The 18531-nt window shown below is 70.6% G+C and carries 20 protein-coding genes; 7 read left to right on the top strand and 13 right to left on the bottom strand.

The features are described 5' to 3' along the window. Positions 1-324 precede the first annotated feature (324 nt). From ACTIMO_RS01485 to ACTIMO_RS01465, 5 genes are all read right to left on the bottom strand, one after another. Entirely contained in the window at positions 325-1149 is an 825-nt protein-coding gene (locus ACTIMO_RS01485; RefSeq protein WP_448181237.1) for a hypothetical protein, read from the bottom strand. Positions 1150-1197: 48 nt separating this feature from the next. Then, positions 1198-2091 carry a cytochrome c oxidase assembly protein gene (locus ACTIMO_RS01480; RefSeq protein WP_448181236.1) on the bottom strand — a complete coding sequence of 298 codons (894 nt, stop codon included), beginning with the start codon at positions 2089-2091 and terminating at the stop codon, positions 1198-1200. Next, positions 2088-2507 carry a DUF2243 domain-containing protein gene (locus ACTIMO_RS01475; RefSeq protein ID WP_321166879.1) on the bottom strand — a complete coding sequence of 140 codons (420 nt, stop codon included), beginning with the start codon at positions 2505-2507 and terminating at the stop codon, positions 2088-2090. The genes ACTIMO_RS01480 and ACTIMO_RS01475 overlap by 4 nt, the downstream gene beginning before the upstream one ends. Before the next feature lie 339 nt (positions 2508-2846). After that, complete coding sequence (locus ACTIMO_RS01470) at positions 2847-3650, bottom strand: anti-sigma factor domain-containing protein (protein ID WP_448181235.1); 804 nt, start codon at positions 3648-3650, stop codon at positions 2847-2849. A 231-nt stretch (positions 3651-3881) separates the two neighbouring features. Beyond that, complete coding sequence (locus ACTIMO_RS01465; RefSeq protein WP_055766843.1) at positions 3882-4184, bottom strand: hypothetical protein; 303 nt, start codon at positions 4182-4184, stop codon at positions 3882-3884. Positions 4185-4304: 120 nt separating this feature from the next. On the opposite strand from ACTIMO_RS01465, the gene ACTIMO_RS01460 reads away from it, so the two are divergent. Next, positions 4305-5357, top strand: coding sequence for an alpha/beta fold hydrolase (locus ACTIMO_RS01460; protein ID WP_448181234.1), 1053 nt, complete (start codon positions 4305-4307; stop codon positions 5355-5357). Positions 5358-5374: 17 nt separating this feature from the next. Here the strand turns inward: ACTIMO_RS01460 and ACTIMO_RS01455 are convergent, their stop codons facing one another. Further along, positions 5375-6664, bottom strand: a complete 1290-nt coding sequence (locus ACTIMO_RS01455; protein ID WP_448181478.1) for an alpha-hydroxy acid oxidase — start codon at positions 6662-6664, stop codon at positions 5375-5377. A gap of 120 nt (positions 6665-6784) precedes the next feature. Here ACTIMO_RS01455 and ACTIMO_RS01450 point away from each other — a divergent pair, with 120 nt between their 5' ends. From ACTIMO_RS01450 to ACTIMO_RS01440, 3 genes are all read left to right on the top strand, one after another. Further along, positions 6785-7495 carry a FadR/GntR family transcriptional regulator gene (locus tag ACTIMO_RS01450; RefSeq protein ID WP_448181233.1) on the top strand — a complete coding sequence of 237 codons (711 nt, stop codon included), beginning with the start codon at positions 6785-6787 and terminating at the stop codon, positions 7493-7495. A gap of 94 nt (positions 7496-7589) precedes the next feature. Continuing rightward, on the top strand, positions 7590-8231 hold the full coding sequence (locus tag ACTIMO_RS01445) for a GNAT family N-acetyltransferase (protein WP_448181232.1): 642 nt from the start codon (positions 7590-7592) through the stop codon (positions 8229-8231). Then, positions 8228-8740, top strand: a complete 513-nt coding sequence (locus ACTIMO_RS01440) for a mycothiol transferase (protein ID WP_448181231.1) — start codon at positions 8228-8230, stop codon at positions 8738-8740. Before ACTIMO_RS01445 ends, ACTIMO_RS01440 begins: the two co-directional genes overlap by 4 nt. Positions 8741-8746: 6 nt before the next feature. Here ACTIMO_RS01440 and ACTIMO_RS01435 read toward each other — a convergent pair whose 3' ends face one another. After that, positions 8747-9409: an alpha-ketoglutarate-dependent dioxygenase AlkB family protein gene (locus ACTIMO_RS01435; protein WP_448181230.1), complete on the bottom strand. Its 663-nt coding sequence runs from the start codon at positions 9407-9409 to the stop codon at positions 8747-8749. Positions 9410-9685: 276 nt separating this feature from the next. Between ACTIMO_RS01435 and ACTIMO_RS01430 the strand changes: the two genes are divergently transcribed. Together ACTIMO_RS01430 and ACTIMO_RS01425 are read left to right on the top strand one after the other, a co-directional pair. After that, positions 9686-11200 (top strand): glycosyltransferase, encoded by a 1515-nt coding sequence (locus ACTIMO_RS01430; protein WP_448181229.1) that lies wholly within the window; start codon positions 9686-9688, stop codon positions 11198-11200. Positions 11201-11203: 3 nt separating this feature from the next. Further along, on the top strand, positions 11204-11434 hold the full coding sequence (locus ACTIMO_RS01425) for a hypothetical protein (RefSeq protein ID WP_152813129.1): 231 nt from the start codon (positions 11204-11206) through the stop codon (positions 11432-11434). 29 nt (positions 11435-11463) lie between these two features. Here the strand turns inward: ACTIMO_RS01425 and ACTIMO_RS01420 are convergent, their stop codons facing one another. The 6 genes from ACTIMO_RS01420 to ACTIMO_RS01395 form a co-directional block, all read right to left on the bottom strand. Further along, positions 11464-12294: a DUF1684 domain-containing protein gene (locus ACTIMO_RS01420; protein WP_448181228.1), complete on the bottom strand. Its 831-nt coding sequence runs from the start codon at positions 12292-12294 to the stop codon at positions 11464-11466. A 179-nt stretch (positions 12295-12473) separates the two neighbouring features. Next, complete coding sequence (locus ACTIMO_RS01415) at positions 12474-12920, bottom strand: hypothetical protein (protein WP_448181227.1); 447 nt, start codon at positions 12918-12920, stop codon at positions 12474-12476. Positions 12921-13021: 101 nt separating this feature from the next. After that, positions 13022-14503, bottom strand: a complete 1482-nt coding sequence (locus ACTIMO_RS01410) for an APC family permease (RefSeq protein ID WP_055766863.1) — start codon at positions 14501-14503, stop codon at positions 13022-13024. A gap of 137 nt (positions 14504-14640) precedes the next feature. After that, positions 14641-16101 carry an amino acid permease gene (locus ACTIMO_RS01405; protein ID WP_055769065.1) on the bottom strand — a complete coding sequence of 487 codons (1461 nt, stop codon included), beginning with the start codon at positions 16099-16101 and terminating at the stop codon, positions 14641-14643. A 105-nt stretch (positions 16102-16206) separates the two neighbouring features. Then, positions 16207-16929: a TetR/AcrR family transcriptional regulator gene (locus tag ACTIMO_RS01400; RefSeq protein ID WP_448181226.1), complete on the bottom strand. Its 723-nt coding sequence runs from the start codon at positions 16927-16929 to the stop codon at positions 16207-16209. Beyond that, positions 16916-17707: a phosphatase PAP2 family protein gene (locus ACTIMO_RS01395; protein ID WP_055766870.1), complete on the bottom strand. Its 792-nt coding sequence runs from the start codon at positions 17705-17707 to the stop codon at positions 16916-16918. Before ACTIMO_RS01395 ends, ACTIMO_RS01400 begins: the two co-directional genes overlap by 14 nt. A gap of 158 nt (positions 17708-17865) precedes the next feature. Here ACTIMO_RS01395 and ACTIMO_RS01390 point away from each other — a divergent pair, with 158 nt between their 5' ends. Then, the gene (locus ACTIMO_RS01390) at positions 17866-18528 is read left to right on the top strand and encodes a pyridoxine/pyridoxamine 5'-phosphate oxidase (RefSeq protein ID WP_055766873.1); all 663 of its coding nucleotides are present in this window, start codon (positions 17866-17868) and stop codon (positions 18526-18528) included. The last annotated feature ends 3 nt before the right edge of the window (positions 18529-18531 follow it).

Raw genomic sequence — 18531 nt, 5'->3', positions numbered from 1 at the left:
ATGCCGACTGACAGACATCTGTCCACCCGGATCGTCGAGAGCCTCAGTCGTCGAGGATCCGCCTGCGCGTCTCCCGATGCTCGTGCTCGCTGATCACACCGCGACGATGGAGGTCGTCGATCTCGCGGAGGCGGTCCTCCTTCGTCCGAAAGTGGTGCGCGGCGTCCGGGCGGGATCCGGGGGTGCGCCCTGTGCCCGCTGTCCACTGTGCGGTCCAGGCCCCCTCCGGGCCGCCGAGCCCAGGAGGATCACCCCGGCGATCACCGCCACCACCAGCAGGAATCCGAGGATCACGATGATGTGCCATCCCTCGAGGCGCACGGCTCAGCCCTGCTCGGCAGCGGCGAGGGTGGAGTCGACGAGGCCCTGCAGTTCTTCCTGCGTACCCTCGGGAAGCGTGTCCTTGGCGGTGCGGACGGCCGTCACGGCGAGGTCACCGCGGGTGCCGACGATGGTCATGGTCTGCTGCGTCGCCCCGTCCGGGGTGGTCTGTACCGCCAGCGTCCCGGCCGTGCGGTCGGCGTCCGTCGTGGCCTCCACCGCCTCGACGGTCTGGTCGATCGACACTCCCGAGGCCTCGACGCTCATCGAGGAGCAGGATTCGAGCGCTTCCGCGGTCTCGGCGGCCTCCTCCTCGCCGGCGGAGGCGATCTCGGCCGCGGAGGCCGCCGAGAGGATGGTCTGTACGGCGTCTCCGTCCGCGCTGGAGACGCCCGTCGCGACGCCTGCGCCCTCGGGCGCCTCCAGGCTGTTCGACACGAAGACCGCGCACTCCTCGGGGCTGACCGTCACGCCGGCCAGGAACTGGCGCGCCTGCTCCATGCTCTGCTCGATCTGGGCCGTGGGGAGCATCTGCAGGGTACTGCCGTCCGCCTGCGTGACCGATGCGAGGATGGCCGAGAGGTCGTCCGACGAGTAGGTCCCGCTCCCTTCCGCCGCATCTGGAGACGCGCCGTCGGACGCGCCGTCGGACGCGCCGTCGGATGCGCTCCCGGACGCGTCAGTGGAGACTCCCGTGGACGGCTCCGCCGACGAGGCGGATGCCGGCGCGGATGCAGGCGCCTCGCCCGCATCCGTCGATGTCGAGCAGGCCGTCAGGACGACCAGGGCGGCAAGGGACAGTCCCGTGATCGGGGCGAAGCGTGGCATGCGTGATCCTCCGGTGGTTCGCCGGGCCCTCGGCCCGCTCCGGCAAGGCTACACAACGCGCCCGGACGCAGGGCCGCTGGAGGAGGCTCCTGCGCGTCGGCGTCCCGCACGTCCGGTCCGCCGGTACACCTGCAGGCAGAAGACGACGAGCAGCAGTACGTGCACGGCGTCACCGCCGTAGTACATGAGCTGCGCGGCCGCCGCTGTCCCGTCCGGCATCCCGGCAGTACCGGACAGTGAGTACAGATGCTTCGCGATCATCCCGTGCGCTGCGATGGAGACGAGGATCGCTCCTGCACGCAGCGTGACGGACGCCCGGTGGGGCTGGGGATCCACCCCGACGACGGCGTAGGCGAAGAGTGCCCCGGAGGCCACGAAGTGGACGTGGAGGGCCGGGCCGGCCACGGGGTCATGCAGCAGGGCGAGGGCCGAACCGTCCCGGTACAGCAGGGCCATCGGCGTGATCGAGAGCACCAGTGCGGTGACCGGATGGGTGAGGATGCGGATCGGCGGACTGCCGGCCAGGCCTGCGAGCCGCCGCCCGGCATGGACTGGGACGGCTCGAAGGACCAGGGTTATGGGCGCACCGAGGACGAGCAGGAGCGGCGCGAGCATCCCCAGCACGAGGTGGACCGCCATGTGGGCCGTGAAGCTGTTCCCGGCAGCCGACGCGACAGGACCCACGGACACCACGAGGCCGAGCAGGGCGCCCGAGAGCCACGAGGCCGTGCGCGCCGCCGGCCAGGAGGTGCGGCCGCGCAGCACCGCGGCGCGGTCGGCGACGAGATAGCCCGCAGCCAGTCCCGACCAGGCGAGGACGACGGCGGTCCGCACCGCGAAGGTGACGGCATCACCGTCGCCGGCCGCCATCCCGCCACCACCTGTAGGGTGCTGCATGACGTCGCCCAGCACGGCGTCGCCCAGCACAGCGGAGAACCTCACCCCCGCCGGCGCTCCGCCCGGCCGACGGCGAGCAGCACGAGGACCCCGGCGACCAGGAAGGTCAGCGCCGCGCCGTTCCACGCGAGGTCGTAGGGCAGGAGGTCCACGCCGTACCGGACCTCGTGCAGGCCGAGCAGCTTGTGCTGCACCAGGCCGTCGAACAGCTGGAAGGCGCCGACGCCGACCAGGATCCCGCCCGCCCAGCGTCGGGCGTCCAGTGCACCCCGTCTCCTCAGGTCCGCGAACAGGAAGAGCGAGGCGACCGTGGCGAACCAGCTGAACGCGTGGAACAGGCCGTCGGACACGAGGCCCGCCGCCTGGGTGGAGCGGTCGTAGAAGTGGTGCCAGTGGAGGAGCTGGTGGAACACGGCCTCATCGAGGAAGGCGATGATGCCGCAGCCGAACAGGATGCCCACCAGGACGTTCCGCCGACGCAGGTCGGGCGCGCGGGCACCACTTCCCGGCGGGGCGGGAGGGCGCGTGGTCGAAGCGATGGTGTTCCCCGTCGTCGAAGGGTGCGGTCGTTGTCAGCGTGCCAGTGCCGCGCGGGGAGCGTCCAGCACTTTCGGGTCCGCGCCGCCCTGAACCCGGAAGACTCCCGCCGTGCTCCGACGGCCATGGTCCGGCGCGGATGGCGATGCGCCGGACTGCAGTGGGCCTGTGGAGAAGAACCCGTGCGTTCGGCGAGTACTTGAAGGCAGGACGGAAGCTGGTCCGCCAGGAGGACGCGGAGCTGCGCCCCTGCGTCCGTCGGCTCAGCCCGCGTCGAGCCGGCCCCGGAGGATCGAATCGCCCGAGTGTGCCGGATCGCCGTCGTCGGGCTCGCTCGAGATGTCGACGACGGGCAGCGACGAGAGGTCCACGTCGTCCGGCACCCGGAACGCGCCGTCCACCCCTTCCATGGCGCCGAGGCTGACCATAGTGCTCGCGTCCGGGGCGAGGAGCCACACCTCGCGGTGCCCGCGGGACGCGGTGGCGGCCGAGTGGACCACGAGCATGCGCCCACCATCGGACATGAGGTCAACGCGGGCACTCCCGGCATCGGCGTAGGATCCCATCGCCGTGAGTCCGGCCGTGGCCATGGTGCGGGGAGCCGCGGTGTCCCCCCGCGCGTTGCCGGCCTCCGGTGACGGACCAGGGGCCTCGGCGACGGCGGTCCACAGGAGGGCGGCGGCCGCAGCCGCCGTCAGGGCGCCGACGACTGAGCGACGACGGCCGCTCATCCTGCGGGACCTGCCGGGCCGAGCGGGATGGCTGGTGCGGGCGGGTTCATGCGGCGACATGGCGCCGACCTCGGCGTGCGCCCCGCCGGGCGTGCCCAGGGGGTCGGGCCGGAGATCCTCGCCCAGCTCCAGCTGCCGATGGATCGCCTCCCAGACCGACGGTGGTGGGAGGTCCGTGGCCGGAGCGCCGGCCGCGTCCATCCAGAGGAGGCGCTTGCGGACGCGGGCCATCGCCTCGGTGCACGCGGGGCAGGACTGGACGTGCTCGCGCCGGCCGTCACCGACGTCCTCCCCGAGGGCGATGAGGGTCATCGTGGCACGGTCAATATGGCCCACGATCCCCCTCCTGTCCTTCTGCGGTCGAGGAGCGGGGCGGGAACACCCCGATCCGGTCGGTCCTGCGGACCTCCGCAGTGCCGGTGTCGCCCCGGAGGCGGCCCGGGAACCGGTCGAAGGAGCAGTAGCTCACAGATGATTCGTCCGGTAGGGGCCGGAGGATGGTCGCGGGGCATGACGGGAATCACGCGGATCCCGGGATCGCCCGCGGGACCAGGGTTCGCCCGTCGGTCAGGAGGCCTTCTCGCCGTACCACCAGTGGGCGTCCTGCACCGGGCGGGCGGCCCGGGTGAGAGGCACCACGACGCCGGTCCGCTGCGGATGCGTGAGGACCATGCGGAGCACCGTGAGGAGGGCGGCGGGCAGCGAGACGAGGACGGCGACGGCGATCGCGTACATCGCGAGGGCCGCGTGCAGCGGCGAATGGTAGAGACCCTCCATCAGCGCTGCGCTGCCGAGCCACAGCCACAACCAGAACAGGCCGATCACGTAGAGCAGCGATCGCGCGCGCCTGTAACGCAACGGATAATGCATCCGCCTACGCTCCATATTCGTCTCCCCAGACTTATGTACCGGGACCCGCCCCAGGCAGGTCCACAGATGAATGATAGACCTCGATTCAGTCTTTGCCGACGTCCGGTACGAGAATGAGACGTGACGAAAACCGGGGGCTCCGACGAGAGCCCGGACATCAGGGTCCAGAGGGTCCAGGGCGACGGCGTCTGGGCCCGGGTGAGCTCGGCGGGCGAGCCGGGCGAGAGGCCCTTCGTGCTGGTCTCCGGCATCGGCGTCTCCTCGCACTACTTCGAGCAGCTCGCCCCGCACCTGATGCAGTTCGGGCCGGTCTACGCGCTGGACCTTCCCGGCTTCGGTGGTGTGCCGCACGCGCGGCACGCACTGTCCATCAGTGAGTTCGCGGACCTCGTCGGGACGGCGATCGACGAGCTCGGCCTGGAGGACCCGGTGGTGGTGGGGCACTCCATGGGGACGCAGATCTGCGCCGATCTGGCGGCCAGGCGGCCGGGCCTGTCCACCCTCGTGCTCATCAGCCCGGTGATCGACGCATCGAGGAGATCCACCCCGGCGCAGGCGGTGCGGTTCCTCCGGGCTGCCCTCCACGAGCCCTCCCGCGTGAAGCTGCTCGCAGTCGTCGCCTACCTCACCTGTGGTTTCGGCTGGTTCTTCAAGATCCTGCCGCGCATGATGTCCTACCCGATCGAGCGGACCGCAGCCCGCGTGGGGGCATCGACACTGATCATCCGCGGCGAGCACGACGCCGTGTGCCCGCGTTCTTGGGTCACGCGCCTCAGCGAGGCGTTCCCCAGGGTGGCGTCGGTCGTGGAGATCGAGGGCGCGGCGCACTCCGTCATGCACGCGCACGCGCAGGAGGTGGCCGATCTCTGCGTCCGCCATGCCGCCGGGAAGCTCGGCGAGCCCTCGGTCGGTGAGCTGGAAGGTACCGACGACGCAGCATCGAGGCGCCACCGGGATCAGCTGCAGGAGCGGAGTTCAGCCGACGGCATCACGGTGGTCCCGGAGCTGCCGGACCAGGAGGTCTCCCTCGACCCCGTCGACGCGGTCCGGGCGATCGCCGACGAGGTGCAGGGTGTGGCCGTCGAGCTGAAGGGCAACCGGACCGACGACGACCACCTCGTGGAGCAGGGCAGGGAGCAGCAGGCCGAGGCCAGGTCGAGGGGCCGCGGCTGAGGCCGACCCTCGGCGGACTAGCGGGTCAGGGCCGCGTCCGGGAGATCGGCCTCCGTGGTCGCGTCGCCCAGGAGCCGGACGTGGTCGGGGTTGAGGTCCTCGATCCTGTCGACGCCGAGCAACTGCATGGTGCGGGCCGTCTGGGTGCCCAGGATCTCGATGGTGCGGTCGACGCCCTTGCGGCCCCCTGCCATGAGGCCGTAGAGGTAGGCGCGGCCGATCAGGGTGAAGTCGGCACCGAGGGCCACGGCGGCGACGATGTCGCCGCCGCTCATGATGCCGGTGTCGAGGATGATGTCCGTCTTGCCCTTGAGTTCGGCGGCGACGCGGGGCAGCAGGTGCAGGGGGATCGGGGCGCGGTCGAGCTGCCGTCCGCCGTGGTTGGAGAGGATGATGCCGTCCGCGCCGTGGTCCACGGCCTTCTTCGCGTCGTCGAGCGTCTGGATGCCCTTGACCACGAGGTTCCCCTTCCAGACGCTGCGCAGCCAGTCGAGGTCCTCGAACGTGAGGGTGGGGTCGAACATCGAGTTGATGAGGTCCGCGACGGTGCCCGAGTAGCGGGAGAGCGAGGCGAAGGACAGGGGTTCGTGCGTCAGGAAGTTGAACCACCAGGCGGGGCGGTAGGAGGCGTCGAGGACGGTCTTCAGTGTCAGGGCCGGAGGGATGGTCATGCCGTTGCGGACGTCGCGGAGGCGGGCCCCGGCGACGGCCGTGTCCACGGTGACCATGAGGGTGTCGTTGCCGGCCGCTGCCGCGCGCGCGATCAGTTCCATGGAGCGGTCACGATCCGTCCACAAGTACAGCTGGAACCAGTTGCGCCCGTTCGGCGCGGCCGCGGCGACGTCCTCGATCGAGGCGGTCCCCATGGTCGAGAGCGTGTAGGGGATGCCCGCTGCCTCGGCGGCCCGGGACCCGGCGTACTCACCCTCCGACTGCATCATGCGTGTGAAACCGGTCGGTGCGATGCCGAAGGGGAGGGCCGAGGTGCCGCCGAGGATCGGCGTGGCCGTGCTCACCGTCCGGACGTCCCGGAGGATGCCCGGCCGGAACTCGAGGTCGAGGAAGGCGTCCCGGGCGCGGCCGAGGGAGATCTCCGCCTCGGCGGCGCCGTCGGTGTAGTCGAAGGGTGCGGTGGGTGTGCGGCGCTTGGCCATGTCGCGGAGGTCCCAGATGGTGTTGGCCTGCTTCAGACGCGCTGCGGACCCGAATTCCGGCTTCTTGAACTGCATGAGGGGAGCGAGGTCGGCGACCTTCGGCACGCGGCGCCGGAGGGCCGGCGGGACAGCGGTGCGGGCGGCGGGATTCATGGAGGGTGTCACGGGGGGTGCCTTTGCTCGAGGGAGGGATCGCGGCGGTGTGCCGGGCGGCTGAGGTCTGACCACAGATCCTACGGCGTGTGGTCCGACCACACAAGATAGGCTGGCCCCATGCGTACCCATCAGGTCGTCTCGGCATGGCTCGAGCAGGAACTCGCGGCCGGCAGGCTCGCCATCGGTTCTCGGCTGCCGGGCGAGCGCAGCATGGCGGAGCAGCTCGGCATCAGCAGGGCGTCGGTGCGCGAGGGTACCCGCGTGCTGGAGGCACTCGGCGTCGTACGGGCCGGCGTGGGATCCGGCCCGCAGGCCGGGACGATCGTCACGGGCAACCCGGCGGTCGCCCTCGACTCCGCGCTCCGGCTCCACGTCGCCAGCGCGCACCTGCCGGTCAAGGACATCGTGGAGACACGCCTCCTCCTCGAGGCGTGGGCCGCGGAGCATGCGTGGCGCGGCTCGCCGGCGCTCGAGCGGGCCGCGCGGCTCCTGGACGAGATGGACGAGCCGGACGGGGACGACGCCGGGCCGGGGTCCTTCCTGGAGCGCGACGCACTGTTCCATGTCGCACTGGCCGAAGCCGCCGGAAATGTGCTCGTCGGGGCCATGATGGGTTCCCTGCGTGGATCGATCGCAGCCTACACGCAGCGCCTCACCGCCGACCTCCCGGACTGGGGTTCCACCTCCGACCGGCTGAGGCACGAGCACCGGGCGATCCTGGCGGCGATCGTCGCGGGCGAGGGACGCAGGGCTGCCGGCCTGGTGCGGGATCATATCGAGCGGTTCTACCGGGAATCCGGTGTCCACGACCAGCATCCCGAGGGTTGACAGCCTGCTGACCTTCCCACAATGAGGAAGCTCACCTAGACTGCTCCTACTGGTCGAGCAGAAGGCCGTGGACCCACCGGACGTGGAGCTGACCATGGAACGCTTGCCGCAGACACTCGACCATCCCACCGCTCAGGAGAAGGCTTCCACGCCGTCGCGGGATCTCCTGCTGCACACCGTCGAAGCTCCGCCGGCGACTCCCGGATCCGCGTTCCCCGAGGACCTCGCGACAGTCACGACACGCGAGCTGCGGCTCCTCTGCAACCGCACCTTCCAGCACCTTGACACGGATCACCCGGCACTCGAGGCGAGGGAGCAGTACGACGCCCTCATCGAGGAGCTCGAGCGCCGTGAACGCCAGGCTGCGCCGCGTGGGTCGGCGGACTCCGCCCGGGAGACGTTCCGGGACAACGCCCTGTTCTCGCGCTTCGAGCTGTTCCGCAACGGCGTCATGGTCGGTTACGTGCAGTACGACATGCGCGGTGGACATGTGCTCCTGCTCCACTCGGTGATCGACCCGCGGTTCCAGCGGATCGGTGTCGAGTCGGTCCTGATGCAGGCCGTCCTGCTCAACGCGCACCGCAGGCGCCTCGCCGTCATGCCCTACTGCCCCGAGGCGCAGGACTTCCTGGCCGCCCACCCCCGGTTCCTCTCGCTCATCCCCGCTCGGCAGCGCCGCCGCTTCACCCTGCTGATGGCGTCGCGTGCCGAAGCGGCACCGCGGGACGACGCATGAGGTCGGTTGACGCCCTGGTCGAGGCCTTCGGCCGCCTGCCCGACCTGGTGCACGCGGCTGTCCAGGGCCTCGACGCCGAACAGCTGTCCGTCCGCCCGGGGGGATCCGGCAACTCCGTCGCCTGGCTCGTCTGGCACCTCGCCCGCGTGGAAGACAGTCACCTCGCCGAGGCTTTCGGGCATGACGACGTCTGGCTCTCGGACGGGTTCGCCGATCGGTGGGACCTCGCGATCGACCACTCGGACACCGGGTTCGGACACACCTCCGAACAGGTGGACGCCGTCCGGGTCCGTTCTGGCCGGCAACTGCTCGACTACTTCGACGCCGTGCACCGCGTGACCGAACGCCTGGTGGGCGGGCTGGTCGAGGCGGACCTCGAGCGGGTGGTGGACGAGGACTGGGATCCACCGGTGACGCTTCTGGTCAGGCTCGTCAGCGTGGTCGACGACGCCGTCCAGCACGCCGGCCAGGCCGCGTACGCGCGCGGCATCATCCTCTCAACGGGCTGACCCGGTTCAGGAGAGACCCGTCTCGCGCAGGGTGATGTTGAGCCGGCCCTCGAACCCGATGCCCGCAGGAGCCGTGCCCGGGAGGGTGCGGACCACCCCGTGGTACGCGAAGCGCGAGGGACCGCCGAAGACGAAGAGGTCCCCCGAGGCCAGCTCCACGTCCTGCCATGGCCGGTTGCGGTTCTCGGTGTTGCCGAACCGGAAGACGCACGAGGTCCCCAGGCTGAGCGAGACGACGGGTGCGTCGGTCCGCTCCTCACGGTCCTGGTGCATGCCCATCCTCGCGGCGTCGTCGTAGTAGTTGACGAGTGCGGCGTCGGGCTCGTACCGCGCGGCCTCGTCCGCGCCGTAGGCGGCGGCCACGGCATCACGGCCGAGCGTGCGCAGCACCTCCGGGAAGGGCGCGACGGCGGCACCTCCGACGTCGTCGGCCGTGCGGCTGTACCGGTAGGGCAGCCAGTGCCAGCCGAGGCTGACGCTCCGCACGGACATGACGCCGCCGTTCGGCATGCGAGGGGAGCGCATCGGCACCGGGCCCCCTGCCCATGCACGGCACAGGGTCACGAGCTCGCGCTGCCGGGCGGGATCCAGCCAGTCCGGCACCAGGACCGCCCCGGGAGTGAGCTCGCGGCGCGGCCGGGGGATCAGGGCGTCGGGCAGATGGGTCACCCTTCCATTGTCCGCCGACCGGAGGGTCGACATCCCGTCCACACACCGCCGCGCACGCACACCGCGGGGACGGGCCAGCCGTCGCGTGGACGCCCGACCTGCGGGAAGGCTACGGGATTCGTTGACCTTTTCTTCGGTCTCAGTGCCGGGCTGGGTCGAGGGTGGCAGGGAAGACTCGAGACCGAAGCGCGGAGCCCGGCTGGGCGGCGGCGCACTACCCATGCCAGGGACGTCGGACGACGGACCCGTGGTGCCGGTCTCGAAAGGAACACCCACATGACCATGACGCGCAGTGCACCCCGGAACAACGCGGAGCCCGAGCCGGACGACGCGCAGCCGGCGCCCTATGCGACGAAGGGCAGGCTCGACCGCATCGTCGGCCTCGTGATCGTCGGGCTCGTCACCCTGGCCGCGGCGCTGCTGTGGCTGGCCGTCGCCGCGAACGGACCGGACACCTCCATCTCCGAGTCGCACGACGCCGTGGTGGGCATCTGGAGCGTCCTCTACAACTCGGACGCCCCCGAGATGAACGTCATCCTCTCCGCGATTGCCCTCGCCCTCCTCGCGGGAGCCGGCCTGGCCCTGGTGGAACGGCGCATCGCGACGAAGGCGCGCCGCTCCATGAACCCGGGACACCAGCCCCTCGCGCCCAAGGTCGTCATGTCGGCCAACCGTGGTGCCTTCTCCGGCGAGGTGACGGTGACGGTGCTCATCCCCGCACACAACGAGGAGGCCTCGCTCCCACAGACCATCGCCTCGCTCAAGAGCCAGTCGCACCGTCCGGAGCGCATCATCGTCGTCGCCGACAACTGCACGGACGCGACCGTGCGCCTGGCCCGCGAGGCCGGCGTCGAGGTGATCGAATCCGTCGACAACTCGCACAAGAAGGCCGGCGCCCTCAACCAGGCGCTGAAGACGGTCCTGCCGCAGCAGGGGGACAACGACGTCGTCATGATCATGGACGCCGACACGCAGCTCGACGACGGCTTCCTCGCCAACGCCCTGGTGCGCTTCGTCGACGATCGCGCGCTCATGGCGGTCGGCGGGCTCTTCTACGGTGAGGACGGCCACGGGTTGATCGGCCAGTTCCAGCGCAACGAGTACATCCGCTACTCGCGCCAGATGCGCCGTCGCCGCGGGCGCGTGTTCGTGCTGACGGGGACGGCGTCGCTGTTCCGCCCGTTGGCGCTCCGCACCATCGCCGCGAGCCGGGGCAGGACCCTCCCGGGCACGCCCGGGGATGTGTACGACACCGCCGCACTGACCGAGGACAACGAGCTCACCATCGCCATCAAGTCACTCGGTGGCCTCATGATCTCCCCGCAGGACTGCACGGTCGTCACCGAACTGATGCCCTCCTGGCGCACCCTGTGGAACCAGCGGCTGCGCTGGCAGCGGGGGGCGCTCGAGAACATCGGCGCCTACGGGGTGACGGCCCCGACCATGCGCTACTGGGCCCAGCAGCTCGGCATCGGGTACGGCGTGATCGCGCTCACCGCCTACCTGGCCCTCATCCTCATCACCGTCGTGTCCCTCGAGACCTGGATCTGGTTCCCCTTCTGGCTGGGCCTCGGCCTGCTGTTCACCCTCGAACGGATCATCACGGTGTGGAAGGGCGGCTGGAAGGCGCGGCTGCTGGCGGCCACACTCTTCCCCGAGCTGTTCTTCGACATGTTCCTCAACCTCGTCTACGTCAAGGGGGTCGTCGACCTCTCCTTCGGCCGCAAGGCCAGCTGGACGCACCTCACCCACGCCGCCTCGGCGCCCGCACTCGAATCCCAGGAGGCCTAGGCCATGTTCAGTACCTCAGTAGGTCCGATCGTCCCCACCGGCATCCTCCTCCCGGAGACCGTGCTGCACTCCGGCCTCTTCGCCGTCCTCGCCGCGTTCGTGGCGATCAACACGGTCATCTACGCCTCGCTGGCGCTGGCGAACGTGCTGCCGAAGATCTACCCCTCGGACTGGGTGACGAACCGCAACCGCCGCACCGAGACCAGGAGCATCTACCCCGAGACCCGGGACTGATCCCGCCGCACCCGTGAGCAGTCGTCCGGCTAGTCGTCCGGTCGGTCGTCCGGGCGCTTCTCGCCGGCTTCGACCGGCGCGGCGAGGACGTTGCCCTCGACCGGCGCCGGGCACGTGCCGAAGGGGGTGAAAGCGCTCGGATAGTTGATGGTCCGGTTGAAGTCGAGCAGCACCGTCCCGTCCGGGCGCGGCCGGCGCGTGACCACCTTGCGCCACGGTGCCGTGGTGACTCCGTTGGTCCGGTCGTGGAAGGTGATGGCGAGGGACCCTGCCTCCTCCTGGGAGGCGCGGAGCCGGAACTCGCCGTCCTCGCCGGGGAGCCGGAACACCACCTCGCCGACGGAGCGGTGCGTTCCGGGGACGTCCGGATGGGCCGTCGGGATCGTCTCCTCCCGGGGCGCAGCGAACGCTTCGAAGCGCCCCTCGACCACGAGGTCCGGCCGGTAACCGAAGACGGGGACGCCCGTGAAGTGCGCCAGGGCGGGTGCCTCGACGTCCCGGGTCCGGACGGCGTAGCGCCCGGCACGGCGTGCGAGCTCCACGACCACGCGGCGCCCGTCCGGGCCGCCGAAGGCCACCCAGCTGAGGGACTCCTCGTCGTCGAGCGCCGCCGTGATGGTGCCGGTGACGAGCCGGCCGTTCGTCAGGTCCGTCAGGCCGTCCGCCCCCTCGGCGGTGACGGCGGCGTGGGTCGTGGCACCCGACCAGTCGCCGGGTACGCCCTCGAGGACGCCGGGTGAGTCCGCCAGCCACTGGAAGGACGTGAGCGTCAGCCAGCCGTGCGGCTCGGCGAGGGCGGCGTCCCGGGCCGTCCGGAAGTCCGACCAGCGTTGCTCTGCCGTCCGGGTCGTGGTGCTCATCCTGGCCTCCTGGTGCGTCTGATCCTGCACCGCCTAGAACCTGCGGCGCGCGGCCGGCATTCCCGCCGACGCTGCCGGCCGGCGGCCTCCACTGCGCGGCGAGGACCCGGCGCCGCACCCGGACCCGTCACCTCGCGGAGAAGCCGCCCGGTCCGGGCTGGAGGTCCGCCTCCGACGGGTCAGGTGCTGTAGCCGGCCGATGCGCCGATTCCGGCGAGGACGACGACGAAGAACACGATGACACCGACGATGGCCAGCACGTTGAGGATGGTCACGATCCAGCCGAGGATCTTGCCGGCGGTCGCGGGGACTCCCAGGCGCTCGGCCTTGGACGCCTGCCAGATGGCGAGCGGCCCGAGGACGAAGCCGGCCATGAAGAAACCCACGATCCCGAGGATGAGGGACAGCTGGGCGGCGCTCGCACCCTCCACCGCTTGGGGGGACGGCTGGTAGTAGCCGGGCTGGTAGCCGCCGGCGGCGAACGACGGCTGGTAGGGCTGCTGGTAGGGCGGGACGGACGGGTAGGGCTCGGTGCCCTGCCGCTGGTCGCCGCGGCCGGCGTCGTCGTACGGATTCTCGTGGTGTCCTGCCCGGGGGCGCTCACCGGGATAGGGATCGTGGGACATGGCGCTTCTCCTGATCGAACGGCGGGACGCGGAACGGCGGGCCCTGGGTAGACCATCATCGCGTGCGGAGCGCCGCTCCGCACGCGCAGCCGGGAACCGGGTCAGGCGTCGACCGCCCCCCGCGCACGGAGGCGGGAGTGGCGGTACCCGTAGGCGAAGTACACACCGAAGCCGAGGACCAGCCACGCGGCGAAGAACAGCCAGGTGACGGTGGCGAGGTTGAACATGAGGTACAGGCACAGGGCGGCCGAGGCGATCGGGATGACCGAACCGAAGGGGACCCGGAAGGCGGGGGTCAGATCGGGACGCTTCCGGCGCAGCACGATGATGCCGAGGCTCACCGTGATGAAGGCGGACAGGGTGCCGATGTTGATCATCTCGGCCAGCACCTCCACCTGCGTGAAACCGGCGAGGAGGGCGACGACGATGCCGCACAGGATCTGCGTCCGGGCGGGGGTCGCGTGCTTGTCCGACGTCCGGCTGAGGCCCCGGGGCAGCAGCCCGTCGCGACTGAGGGCGAAGATGACGCGGGCCAGGCCCATGAGCAGCACCATGATCACGGTGGTCAGGCCGATGAGGCTGCCGAGGGAGATGACACCCGCGGCCCAGTCCGCCCCCACGAGCTGGAAGGCGGTGGCGAGCGAGGGCGCTCCGGAGGCGCCGAGCTCCGTGTAGGGCACCATGCCCGTGACCACGAGGGTGACGAGGATGTAGAGGACGCTGACGACGGCGAGACCGGCGAAGATACCGCGGGGGAGCGTGCGGCTCGGGTTCTTGACCTCCTCCGCGGAGGTGGCGACGACGTCGAACCCGATGAAGGCGAAGAAGACCAGGGCCGCGCCGGAGATGATGCCGGTGAAGCCGAAGGCCGCCGGCGAGGCGCCGCTGAGGAAGGAGAGGAAGGGCTGATCCGCCCAGCCCGTGCCGCCCTCGGCGGCGGGCTCGGACGCGGGAACGAAGGGCGTGTAGTTCTCGGGGCTCACGTAGAAGAAACCGACCACGATCACGAACAGGACGATACCGATCTTGATGACGGTGAAGACGCTGTTGACGCGGGCGGAGAGCTTGGTCCCGTAGATCAGCACGGCGGTGAAGATCGCGACGATCAGCAGCGGTCCCCAGGTGAGATTCAGGCCCAGCAGGCTGATGTCGGAGGGGATGTCCAGGTCCAGCACGCTGAAGAGGTCCGAGAGGTAGACGCCCCAGAACTTCGCGATGACGGCAGCTGCCATGAGCAGTTCGAGGATGAGGTTCCAGCCGATGATCCAGGCCAGCAGCTCGCCCATGGTCGCGTACGTGAACACGTAGGCGCTTCCCGCGACCGGCAGCGCCGTCGCGAACTCGGCATAGCACATGATCGCCAGCGCACAGGTGATCGCTGCGAGGACGAAGGAGATGGTGACGGCGGGGCCGGCGTTGAACGCTGCGGCCTGTGCCCCGACCGAGAAGATCCCGGCGCCGACGGCGACGGCCACGCCCATGATCATCAGATCCCAGGTGGTCAGCGAGCGTTTCAGGCCGTGGCCCTTCTCATCGGAGTCCTTGATCGACTGCTCGATCGACTTCGTCCGGAACAGGTCCATGGGTGCTGGTCCTTCGCAGGGTAGGGCGTGGAGGAGGAACCGGCCGCAGGGCGGAGGTCCCCGTCGAGGATAGGAGGATCGGCCCGTCCGCCGCACATCGTGACGCGCGGCGGACGGGGACGACGGCGGGCCGGACCCTAGGAGTCGCGCCGGAGGAGGGCGTGGCGGGGGCTGTCCGGATTCATCAGCGAGTTGCGGCGGCCATAGAAGAAGTACACGGCCAGGCCGATCACCAGCCAGACACCGAAGCGCACCCACGTCTCCCAGTGCAGCTGGAGCATGAGGAAGAGCGACGCCAGGACACCGAACGCCGGGACGATCGGCATGAGGGGCAGCTTGAAGGTGCGGGGCACCTCGGGCCGCGTGCGGCGCAGGACGATCACGGCGACGCACACGACCACGAAGGCGGCGAGGATGCCGATGTTGGTGAGGTCCGCGACGGCCCGGATGGGGAAGACCCCGGCGAGCAGCGCCGAGGCGATGCCGGCGATCCAGGTCACGCGCTGCGGGGTCCCGTTGCGGTCCGTCGTCGAGAACCAGGCCGGCAGCAAGCCGTCACGGCTCATGGAGAACCAGACGCGGGTGACGCCGAGCAGGAAGGTCAGCATGACGGTGAGGATCGAGAGCACGGCGAAGGCGGAGATGATCGTCGCGACGACGGGCAGGCCCACGGACTGGAAGGCGGAGGCGAACCCGGCCGTGGGGCTGATGTCCTCGTAGTTCTGCATGCCGGTGAGCACCAGGGTCGCGAGGACGTACAGCACCATCGCGATCAGCAGTGACAGGAGGATGGCCTTGGGCATGTGCTTCTTGCCGTCGGTCGCCTCCTCGGCAGCCGTGCTCATGGCGTCGTAGCCGAAGACGGCGAAGAAGACGGTGGCTGCGCCGGTGAACACGGCGCCGAAGCCCGAGGGCAGGAACGGGGAGTAGTTCTCGGCGTCCACGTAGAAGAACCCGAGTCCCACGATCCCGAGGATGAGGAGGATCTTCAGGCCCACGGCGACGAGCTCGAACCGGCCGAACGTCTTGGTGCCGCGACTGAGGATGAACGTGATGAGCAGGCAGACCGCGATCGCGGGGAGGTTGATCAGACCGCCCTCGATGGTGTCGGGCGTGCCCTGCATCCAGGTGGGGACGGTGATGCCGATGCCGGACATGAACTCCGTGAAGTAGCCGGAGATGCCGATCGCGACGACCGCCACGATCGCGATGTACTCGAGGAGGAGGTCCCAGCCGATGAACCAGCCGATGATCTCACCGAGGGCCACGTAGCCGTACGTGTAGGCGGAGCCCGCCCGGGGGATCATCCCGGCGAACTCGGCGTAGGACAGCGCGGCGGCGGCGCTCGCCAGGCCGGCGACCAGGAAGGAGATGAGGACGGCCGGCCCGACGGCGGTGCCGTCCTCGCCCCCGTTGGCGACGAGTCCGGCGAGGGTGAAGATCCCGACGCCGATGATGCCGCCGACGCCGATCGCCGTCAGCTGCCACAGCCCCAGGCTCTTGAAGAGGCCGGTACGGCCGGTCTCGTCCTCGACGTTGTCGATGGGTTTCCGCCGCAGTACCGACTGCGATCCCCGTGCGCCTGCATGCTCCGACATCATCGTCCGTTCGTAGGTGGGTGGTGCTTCGTGCACCCAGCAAGTATGGGGCGGTCGGTGCGTCGGGGGAAGTCAGGAGAATCGACGATGATCCGTTGGTTCTCCTTACCTGTCGATCGGGGCGCGGCGCAGGCCGTCGAGCAGGATCTCCAGGTAGCGGTCGAAGCCCGTCGGCAGGCTGCCGTTCGATCCGCTGTCGGGCGCCTCGCGCTCCTCCGGGGCGTCCATCGGCTGTGGTGCACCGGTCCGCGTCGGCGCGTCGGCCTGCTCGCGCGTCAGGGAACCGAGCATGCGGATCAGGACCAGGAGATCCGCTCCGGTCAGGTCGGGGCGGGCCGCGCCGTCGTTCCGCATCCGACGCGCGAGCTCGTCCGCGGTGGGGGAGAGCCGCTCGCGCAGCAGTGCGACTCCGGCGGACACGAAACCGTGGTCGTCGAGCAGGTCGCGCAGGCTCCGGTCGTCGATCTGCATGCGGGCCACCGAACCCACGAAGGCCGGGACCGCCGCCCAGGGGTTCTCGAGGGCGAGGGCTTCCGTCGCGGCGCGGTCGACGTCCGCCCTGCGCTCCTCGAGGAGCGCCTCGATCAGCGTGCGGCGGTCCGGGAAGCGCCGGTACACGGTGCCGACACCGACGCCGGCTTCCCGGGCGATGTCCTCGAAGCTGCACTCGGTGCCGTGCTCGGCGAACATGCGTCGGGCGGCGCGGAGGACCACCTCGCGGTTCCGGCGGGCATCGCGCCGGAGCGGCCGTACGACGGCGTCCGCCCCGGACGCCGTCGCCCGGCCCGCAGGGGGACCTGACCGTGCACCGGTCTCAGGCGGCGTCACGGAGTGCCGCACGGTGCAGCCGGAAGGTCAGGAAGAGCCGGTGGGCGGTGATCACGACCGCGAGCCAGGCGATCCCGAGCGTCCACGCGACGAGCACGTCCGTCAGCCAGTGGTGGCCGAGGAACACGCGGCTGAGGCCCATGGTGACCGCGAAGAGGACGGCGAGCGTGACGGTCAGGGCCCGGGTGCGCTTGCGGTGCTGCCGGAGCACGAGGAGGTAGGCGACGATCCCGGCGATCACGAGCGCGTTGAGCGAGTGCCCGCTGGGGAACGAGGGCGAGGACTCGTAGGGCGGGACGGCGAGATCCATGGGCGGGCGGAGGCGCCCGATGGCGTCCTTGCCCGCGACGGTCATCAGCAGCGAGCCGAAGGCGGCGGCCGGGATCAGGATCACGGGAGTCCATGAGCGGCGGCTGACAGCGAGCAGCACCATCACGGCGAGGGCGAGGATCGGCATGCCGACGGGGCCACCGATGTCGGTGTATCCCGTGATGAAGGCGTCGAGCCGGTCCTGGCGGAGCGAGACGGCGAGGTCCAGGGCGGGCCCGTCGAGTGCCGCGACGCCGTCCGACTCGACGACCGACTCGTACACCTCCGCCGACGCCGCCGTCAGCAGCGCCGCGATCCCGCCGCCGACGGCGATGAGCAGGAGCAGCGCCGCGTGCGGGCCCAGCCTGGATGCGAGGGGACGGATGCACCGCACGAGGAGACGGCCGACGGGGGTGGACCATCGGGTGAGGTCGCGGGGGCCGACGTACTGGTCCTGATGGGCTGGCATCCCCTGACTCTATGCGCCCTGCCCTGCAGGGGCACCGGGCACCGGGCTGCGGGAACTGCGGCCGCGGTGTGTGCATCCGGCGCCCGTCCTGCTAGGGCACCCTCCACCGGCCGTCGGCGCGGCACCGGAACGTCTCGGCCCGGGTCTAGGCTGGCGGCATGAGCGATCCAGGTCCCATCCGCGATATCGTCCGTGGCGTTCCCGTGTTCCCCGACGAGATGCCGCCCTTCGACCCGGCCTCGGCGCCCGCCTCGCCGCTCGACCTCTTCCTGGACTGGCTGCGCACGGCGGTGGCGGACGATGTCGCAGCGCCCCACGCGGTCCATCTCGCCACCGTCGACGCCGACGGCGCGCCGGACGCCCGCGTGGTGATCCTCAAGGACCTGACGGAGGACGGATTCCAGGTCGCCTCGAGCAGGGACAGCCCCAAGGGCCGCCAGCTCACGGCCACCCCGAAGGCTGCCCTCACGTTCTTCTGGCCCGCGGCAGGCCGCCAGGTGCGGATCCGGGGCGGAGTGTCCACGGGCACCACGGAGGAGAACGACGCGGACTTCCAGCGCCGCCATCCGGTGGCCCGTGCGCTGGTGCTGGCCGGCAGCCAGAGCTCGCCCCTGCAGGACAGGGCAGGGCTGGACGCCGCCGTCGAGAGCCAGGTGGAGCGCATCGAGGCGACCGAAGGACTCGCGTCCACCACCTGGACGGTGTTCACGGTGGCACCTGACGCCGTCGAGTTCTGGCAGGCCGACCAGGAGCGCCGCCATACCCGCCTGCTCTACACCCGTTTCGGGGAGGGCTGGCGGCGCGAGTTGCTCTGGCCGTAGCGC

The organism is Arthrobacter sp. CP30 (assembly GCF_053470025.1).
Note: the sequence above shows the minus strand (reverse complement) of the source record. Positions and strands in the feature narration are given on the sequence as shown.